Origin of the sequence: Vibrio sp. LaRot3 (assembly GCF_027587025.1) — a bacterium.
Lineage (GTDB): Bacteria > Pseudomonadota > Gammaproteobacteria > Enterobacterales > Vibrionaceae > Vibrio.
Window position 1 is genome coordinate 1 of sequence record NZ_JAPPTI010000022.1, and the last position, 7,137, is coordinate 7,137.

General features: G+C 38.6%; 7 protein-coding genes. All 7 read left to right on the forward strand.

Features of this window, described 5'->3' with window-relative positions; translation table 11 throughout:
* The first annotated feature begins 586 nt into the window (after positions 1–586).
* Entirely contained in the window at positions 587–871 is a 285-nt protein-coding gene (locus tag OH461_RS19955; RefSeq protein ID WP_270022289.1) for a hypothetical protein, read from the forward strand.
* Between the two features lie 131 nt (positions 872–1,002).
* Complete coding sequence (locus OH461_RS19960) at positions 1,003–1,458, forward strand: hypothetical protein (RefSeq protein WP_270022290.1); 456 nt, start codon at positions 1,003–1,005, stop codon at positions 1,456–1,458.
* A gap of 142 nt (positions 1,459–1,600) precedes the next feature.
* Complete coding sequence (locus OH461_RS19970) at positions 1,601–2,092, forward strand: AAA family ATPase (protein ID WP_270022291.1); 492 nt, start codon at positions 1,601–1,603, stop codon at positions 2,090–2,092.
* 585 nt (positions 2,093–2,677) lie between these two features.
* The gene (locus OH461_RS19975; protein ID WP_270022292.1) at positions 2,678–4,015 is read left to right on the forward strand and encodes a HEPN domain-containing protein; all 1,338 of its coding nucleotides are present in this window, start codon (positions 2,678–2,680) and stop codon (positions 4,013–4,015) included.
* 552 nt (positions 4,016–4,567) lie between these two features.
* Positions 4,568–6,004 (forward strand): toll/interleukin-1 receptor domain-containing protein, encoded by a 1,437-nt coding sequence (locus tag OH461_RS19985; protein WP_270022293.1) that lies wholly within the window; start codon positions 4,568–4,570, stop codon positions 6,002–6,004.
* A gap of 156 nt (positions 6,005–6,160) precedes the next feature.
* Entirely contained in the window at positions 6,161–6,430 is a 270-nt protein-coding gene (locus tag OH461_RS19990; protein WP_270022294.1) for a hypothetical protein, read from the forward strand.
* Positions 6,431–6,747: 317 nt separating this feature from the next.
* Positions 6,748–7,005, forward strand: a complete 258-nt coding sequence (locus tag OH461_RS19995) for a hypothetical protein (protein ID WP_270022295.1) — start codon at positions 6,748–6,750, stop codon at positions 7,003–7,005.
* The last annotated feature ends 132 nt before the right edge of the window (positions 7,006–7,137 follow it).

Consider the following 7,137-nt stretch of genomic DNA (forward strand, 5'->3'; position numbering starts at 1 on the left):
AGTTTCGCTTCGCTCAAGTATAGCCAAACGTCGCTCACACCTTAATGCGGCGTTATGTCACGACGGTCCTCACAGGTTGAATGTACTGGGATGCTCTCTGAGTTTGGAGTGAAGGTAGGAAGCTTGGGGAAATACGGCAAAAAGGACGAATATTGACCACTTCTATGCTAACCTTGAAGCGCTTTAAGCGCACCTTAATATGGCGCAGCAATTAAAGAGTGACGCTAAAGCGTTTCAAGGTAGTGCTGCGGTTAATACTTCGGCTTCGATTTTTTGTCTATTTACTCAAAGTTTATTTCATTTCAATAGGTTACACTTAAAATTTAGACTGCGCTGGTCGTGACATAACAAGACGTTCAAGCAGATTCGCAACGCTTGGGAATCATCGTTTATTTTGGCTTTCTTGTGTAATTAGTAGTAGTTGTAATCGAGAGTCTGGCGTTGCTCACTACTTAACTTGCGCGTTATGTGAATTATTAGCATGCCAATTAACTTTGACGAAATTGATCTCAGGGATGTTTTGTGACCTTAGAGTTATATATGGTATATTGTGCTATTAACTTCTTTCGTTACGAGATTTACATATATGAACAAGATCCTATGCGTATTACCTATTCTGTTTCTTTCGGGCTGTGCTGCAACTAAAAAGTATGAGCCAGCAATTTTTGAAGATGGTAATACAGGTGCATATTATACTGTTTATTCAGATAAATGGCAGGATTGGAAAAATACAGGCTCTGAAAACTCTCTGCTTTTGCAATGGATAGCAGCAGCAAATGAATACACTGGAAACTGTCCAGCAGGATTTGAGCTTAGAGACCAGCAAGAGCAGGAAAATGGTGATTTTACGGCCACAGTTGTTTGTAAATAAAATTCACATAACAAAGCATTTAAGAGTGATTCGCAACGCTTGGCAGTTTCGCTTCGCTCAAGTATAGCCAAGCGCCGCTCACACCTTAATGCGGCGTTAGGTGCCAATGCGAATAGGAGAAATATATATTTATGAAATTTATCGATAGCTTTATCTCATGGGTAATTACATTGTGCTCTCGAAATATATTCGAATCTCCTCGGCTATTGGTGAAATCGTATCTGATCGATTATAAAGACTGGAACGACAAAGCATATAAACTAAGAAAAGCGGAAGTTAATCACAGTGGTGGTGCAATGCAGCTCGCCAACGAGTTATATAAAAAGAATATACTATCTAAATATTGTCAGTCAGACTTTGTTGGTGAGCCAATAGCATTTGGATCTGAGTCATCTCATGACCCAGAGAATGAAACTATCGTTACAGAAGAAATGATAGAAAACAGAGCGATAATCACTACAAAGCATACTAACAGCACAGGTTTTGTAGCGGACTATGAGTATAGGATGATAAAAAGTAATAATGGTAAGTGGTTCCTAGAAGCCGTTGATTATGTCGATTCAGACGGAAAGTACCCGGGATTGTAAGCACCTAACAAACTGTTCAAGAGGGATTCGCAACGCGTGGCATTTTTACTATACGTTGGTTTTGGTGTTTAAGGTGGTATGCAGCGGCTTCGGTATTGCGTTGCTCACCCCTTAACAGGGCGTTATAAGCTAAAGAGGAATTATGACCAAAATCTATTTCGTATGCGGCTTTATTGGTTCAGGTAAAACTACCTATTCTAAGGAGCTTGCAAATAAGCATGGAGCCTTTCGTTTCTCCATAGATGAATGGATGATTCCTTTATACGGTGAACATATGGAGCGTGAAGTCTTCGACAGTCGTTTGGCTACCCTTCAAGACTTATTCAAAGACTCTGCTCACCAACTTTTTGCTCTCGGTATCCCAGTTATTTTCGATTTTGGTTTCTGGAGCAAAGCTGACCGAGACTCTTTTACTAGTTGGGCATCAGAAGTGGATGTTGAGAGTGAAGTTCATTATCTTGATGTTCCCTTCGAAACATGCCAAGAAAGAGCATTTTCACGCAATTCAGATTTGGGTGGCAAGTCATATGAAATGACACCTGAGATGCTAGAATTGTTCTGGTCTTGGTTTGAGGTTCCAGCTTCAAATGAAAATGTTGTTTGGGTTCATCGGGATACTCAACCACGCTTATAACAAAGCATTTAAGAGTGATTCACAACGCTTGGCGGTTTCGCTCCGCTCAAGTATAGCCAAGCGTCGCTCACACCTTAATGCGGCGTTAGGTTACTAGAGCCTCAAATCAATAAAATGAGCTGGTTTAACTCTTCTTTAGTTCGCTCGTTTGCTCTTCTGCTTTTAGTGTCTTTGCTCAGCTAATGTTGTGAATACTGTGGTCAATTATCTGCAAGCTATGATTTTAGGCTTGCTGCCCTGTTGAGTATTCGCTGCGAAAATAGCAATTCAAATTTCACGTAAAGTGCGTGAAGTTCCGTGAGCCTGCACGCTCGGCATTAATGGCTTAGTTCAAGTAAATTCGAGTTGTATCAGGTGAACCAAAATCAAAATAAGTCTGTGTTTTAATGTGTTGGCTTCGTCTTAATGTCAGCAAAGGTTTGGCGCTCAAGTGTTGAAGTATTAACCTAACAAAGCATTCAAGATGGATTCGCAACGCATGGCATTTTTGGTTTGCTTCTACTTTAGTGTCTACGGCACAATGGGTTAGGTAGGGTGGTAGTGTTGCTCACCACTTAATGCGGCGTTAGGTTACTAGGAGTACGCATGGCTTCAGCGTCAAACAAAGATATTGAAGACTTTGAGTTTGTAATTGAAGAAATTGTTCGTTTAAAAAAATTACTCGCTGAATCATATGATGATTTTTCGAATGACTTTGATAATCCATTCGATCGAATGAGTGCTATTGTTGGTCCTCCCAAAGATTTGTTGGATAAGTCTAAGTTTCAACTGTTCATCTCAAACAAAGCTAATGAAAAGCTTTTTGATATATCGGAACGCGTCATCAAGTCTCAAGGTTTAGGTTACTATGTTAAAAGTAATGAGTTTAACATTCTATTGCGTGAATCCATCTATCGGCATGTATATGAGAGTAAACCATTTGACCGAAATGGTTATACAAAGATACTAAATCGTGCATTGAAAAAATGTAGAAAGAAAGGTGGTGACGTTACTTATATTTTTCCAATAATAGCTAACAATATTGATAGGGTAATAGACTTAGGTGCTGCGAAGGTTATACCAAAAGAAGAGCTGTTTAATATTTACCCTGGCAGTAGGCAGCAAACCGATGACTTTATAAAAGTAAGTGAGGATTCAAGGTTTCTATATAACGCTTATGTTTCTGTTCATATCCCCCAAACATATAATGACCTGATTGAGTTTAAATCTAAAAATGTATTAAATCTAGTCGTTGGTATAATACATCTTCATTTTATATCAATGGGATTGTACGATTATAAAATATCAACTGAGTTTCATGGGAGTGACTTAAACTATAAATTCAAAGGCTTATTTGATTCAGGTGGTTTTAAAGCCTGTTCAGAATTTCAGTTTAGCACGTCGTTGGATGGTTTTTGGGACTCATTCGAAGATAATCTTGATTCTCCTTTGGGAGATAGGATCAAAGAACTAATTATGGCGGCATGTATGCCAACCATGGAGGATCGTTTAGTAGATCGTTTGATTGATTCAATTCTATGGTTTTGTGATGCAAGCTATGACACTAATGAGCACTCCCAGTTAGTTAAGCTTGTAACTTCAATGGAAAGATTGGTAACAATGTCTTCGGAAAAAGGGAGTACAACTCTTAGCAGCAAGTTTTCAGATAGGGTTTCAAACTTAAATTTAGTTTTCCACCCTAATGAACATAACTCCAAATCGAACGCATCAAAACTATATTCCATTCGTTCAGATCTAGTTCATGGCACTAAATCTTTATATAAATCTTTAGATAGTGGTTTAAGCTTCAGCGCTATTACAATGACAGCCCAAGTTATTTTTTCAGCAATGATGACTTATCAGTTTGTAGGTCTGTCTTCTACTAAATATGAGGATAATTTGATTGATTTTCTTGATGTCCAACTCAAATTGGACGTAACCTAACAAACTGTTTAAGAGTGATTCGCAACGCGTGGCATTTTTACCATGCGTTGCGTTTAGTGTTTAAGGTGGTATGCGGAGGCATCGGTATTGCGTTGCTCACACCTTAACAGGGCGTTATAACGTATAGGGAAATTATGTACTATTTGTTCGATTGGAAAGTAAAGTTAGGAATGACTTTAAGTTGTGTCTTGTTTCTTGCCTGTTGTATCAGTTTCGTTATTGCATGGAATTCTCCCGAGCCAATTGACGCAATGAGCGCATTAACCAAGTTTTTTAACTATCGCTGGTTTGCAGCACTCCTATTTGGCTTCGTATCAATGACCTCAGCAACTTATAGTGTGTACCAGAAACGATTGCGTTCATTCTAGTTGTTGTTGAGTTCATAGAGCGTGGTGAGCCACGTTATAACAAAGCGTTCAAGACGGATTCCCAACGCTTGGTATTTTCGGTTTGATTCGACTTTAGTGTCTACGGCACAATGGTTTAGGTAAGGTGGTAGCGTTGCTCACCACTTAACGCGGCGTTATGCTCTAATCGTAGGAGGTAAGATTAGTGGAAAATCCAAAATTATTTATTTCGTATTGCTGGTCAACCCCAGAACATGAGCAATGGGTTATTGATCTAGCAACAGAACTCACAGAATCTGGTATCCATGTGATCTTAGATAAGTGGGATCTTAAAGAAGGTCATGATGCATTTGCTTTCATGGAGAAAATGGTAACTGACCCGACTGTTAAGAAAGTCGCTATGATATGCGATGAAGCTTATGCTTCTCGTGCCGATGGTCGCTCTGGTGGAGTGGGAACAGAAACCCAAATAATTTCACGAGAAGTTTACGAAGACCAAGAACAAAGTAAGTTTGTGGCAATAATTCCAAATCGTGATGAAAACGGGAAGGCATTTTTACCTACGTATTATAAATCACGTATTTACATCGACTTAAGTGAACCAGACAAATATACGGATAATTACGAGAAGCTTCTGCGTTGGGTTTATGATAAACCTCTGTACACTCGTCCTCAAATTGGTGCCAAGCCGTCATTCTTAGAAGAAAGTGATAGTATTTCACTGGGTACGACAACGAGCCAGAAAAGAGCACTATCTGCAATTAAGGAAAGCAAACCATTTGCATCAGGTGCGCTCGATGAATACCTGAATACATTCTCAGTGAATCTTGAAAGATTCAGGCTCGTAGATGTTGACGGTGAATTTGATGATGCTCTAATTTCGAATATCGAGAATTTTTTACCATATCGCAATGAATATATATCTTTGATATTTGCTATTTCTCAGTATGCTCCAAATGAAGATAACATTCATAAAATTCACCGATTTTTTGAGTCTCTAATTCCTTATATGGACAAACCTAGCCATATAACTTCATGGAGAGAGTCGGACTTTGACAACTTTAAGTTTATTGTGCATGAGTTGTTCTTATACACGATAGCTATTTTACTAAAGAATGAGCAGTTTGAGCTAACAGGAAAATTGCTGTCTCAGCAGTATTACATCGAAGGAAAAGTTCAATATGGGCAACCGGCGATGTTTGAGTATCATATATTTCGTGAATATCTCAGGTCTCTTGATTACCGTAATCAGCGACTAAAATTAAATCGTCTTTCTGTTCATGCAGACTTGCTCAAAGAGCGCTCGAAAGGTCTAGGCATTGAGTTTAAACATCTGATGCAGGCAGACTTTTTGCTGTTTATTCGCTCTGATCTTCATAAAGAAAGTTACTACCAACGATGGTTCCCCGACACTTTGGTTTATTTAGGTCATTTCAATAATCCATTTGAAATGTTTGCACGTTCATCGTCCAAATCTTACTTCGAGCAGGTAAAATTTGCTTTGGGAATAAACGACATTAGCGATTTAGAACGTTTATTGGAAGTCTATGATAGTGACTCCCAGAGCGTTCCTCGTTGGAGTTTTGAATCATTTAGTCCGAGAGCACTACTAGGTTTCGAGCATTTAGCAACACGAGCATAACAAAGCATTTAAGAGTGATTCGCAACGCTTGGCAGTTTCGCTTCGCTCAAGTATAGCCAAGCGTCGCTCACACCTTAATGCGGCGTTATGTGTTTTAGAGGTATAATAATGCCCATTGTTTTTAGACAATAAACGAGTAGAAAATAAGGTTTAGCAATGAAATTAAATTGTAATTGTGGTGAATCAATTCATGACATTACAGACTATCAGGATAATAAGGCACGATTTATTCCTGACGAGTGCTGGGAACAAATGTGTGAGCAAGTAGATAAAGGGATATCAGTTTGGGAGGGACTCTCTAACTATCAGCGTTACCTTTATCAATGTACAAATTGCTCCCGAGTGCTCATTCAACAAGCTGATGGCAGTTTCATTTCTTTTAGACCAGAGCAGAAAATACTATTTGGTGTTTTGAAACACACATAACAAGGCGTTTAAGGCAGATTCGCAACGCTCAGCAATTTTGGTTCGGTTGAGTTGTGTTGTTTACGGTGGCATGGTTAAGTTCAGTGGCAGCGTTGCTCACTACTTAACGCGGCGTTATATTTTTTTTGAGTACTATAGACTTCAATTTTAATAATACAAAAAATGAGAAAAATTAAGTGATTACGATAGTTAATGACGTTGATTGGGGAGCAATTTCGCTTTTAAACTTCATGAATAGCTGGTTGCCGGGGATATTCACGTTTTTTCTAGGATTTCTCTTTGAAAAATAGTCAAGTCGCCGAAAGCTTAAGACAGAGTTGAAAAACAATTTGCTTGAGATATTTATACCAACATTTAACTCAGGTGAGGTAATTTCTGTTGATTTGGCGGAATCTACGAACTTCAAGCTCAAGGCAACATTAAATGCATATAAACGGATATATCCTAATACTTTTAATGAAAAAGCAGTGGAAGAATTAGGTAAGATTTTTGCTGACGGTTTTATGGTTGGAGGCGAAGTAAATCCAAGTTACTTAGATGCTGATAAAGTTCAAGAACTCATCAAAGTGCTTTAACAGTGGTGTAGGAAAAATATAACAAAGCATTTAAGAGTGATTCCCAACGCTTGGCATTTTTCATTCCATCATTGGGTTCAGTGTTTACAGTGGTATGGTTAGGTTTCGTGGTAGCGTTGCTCACACCTTAAT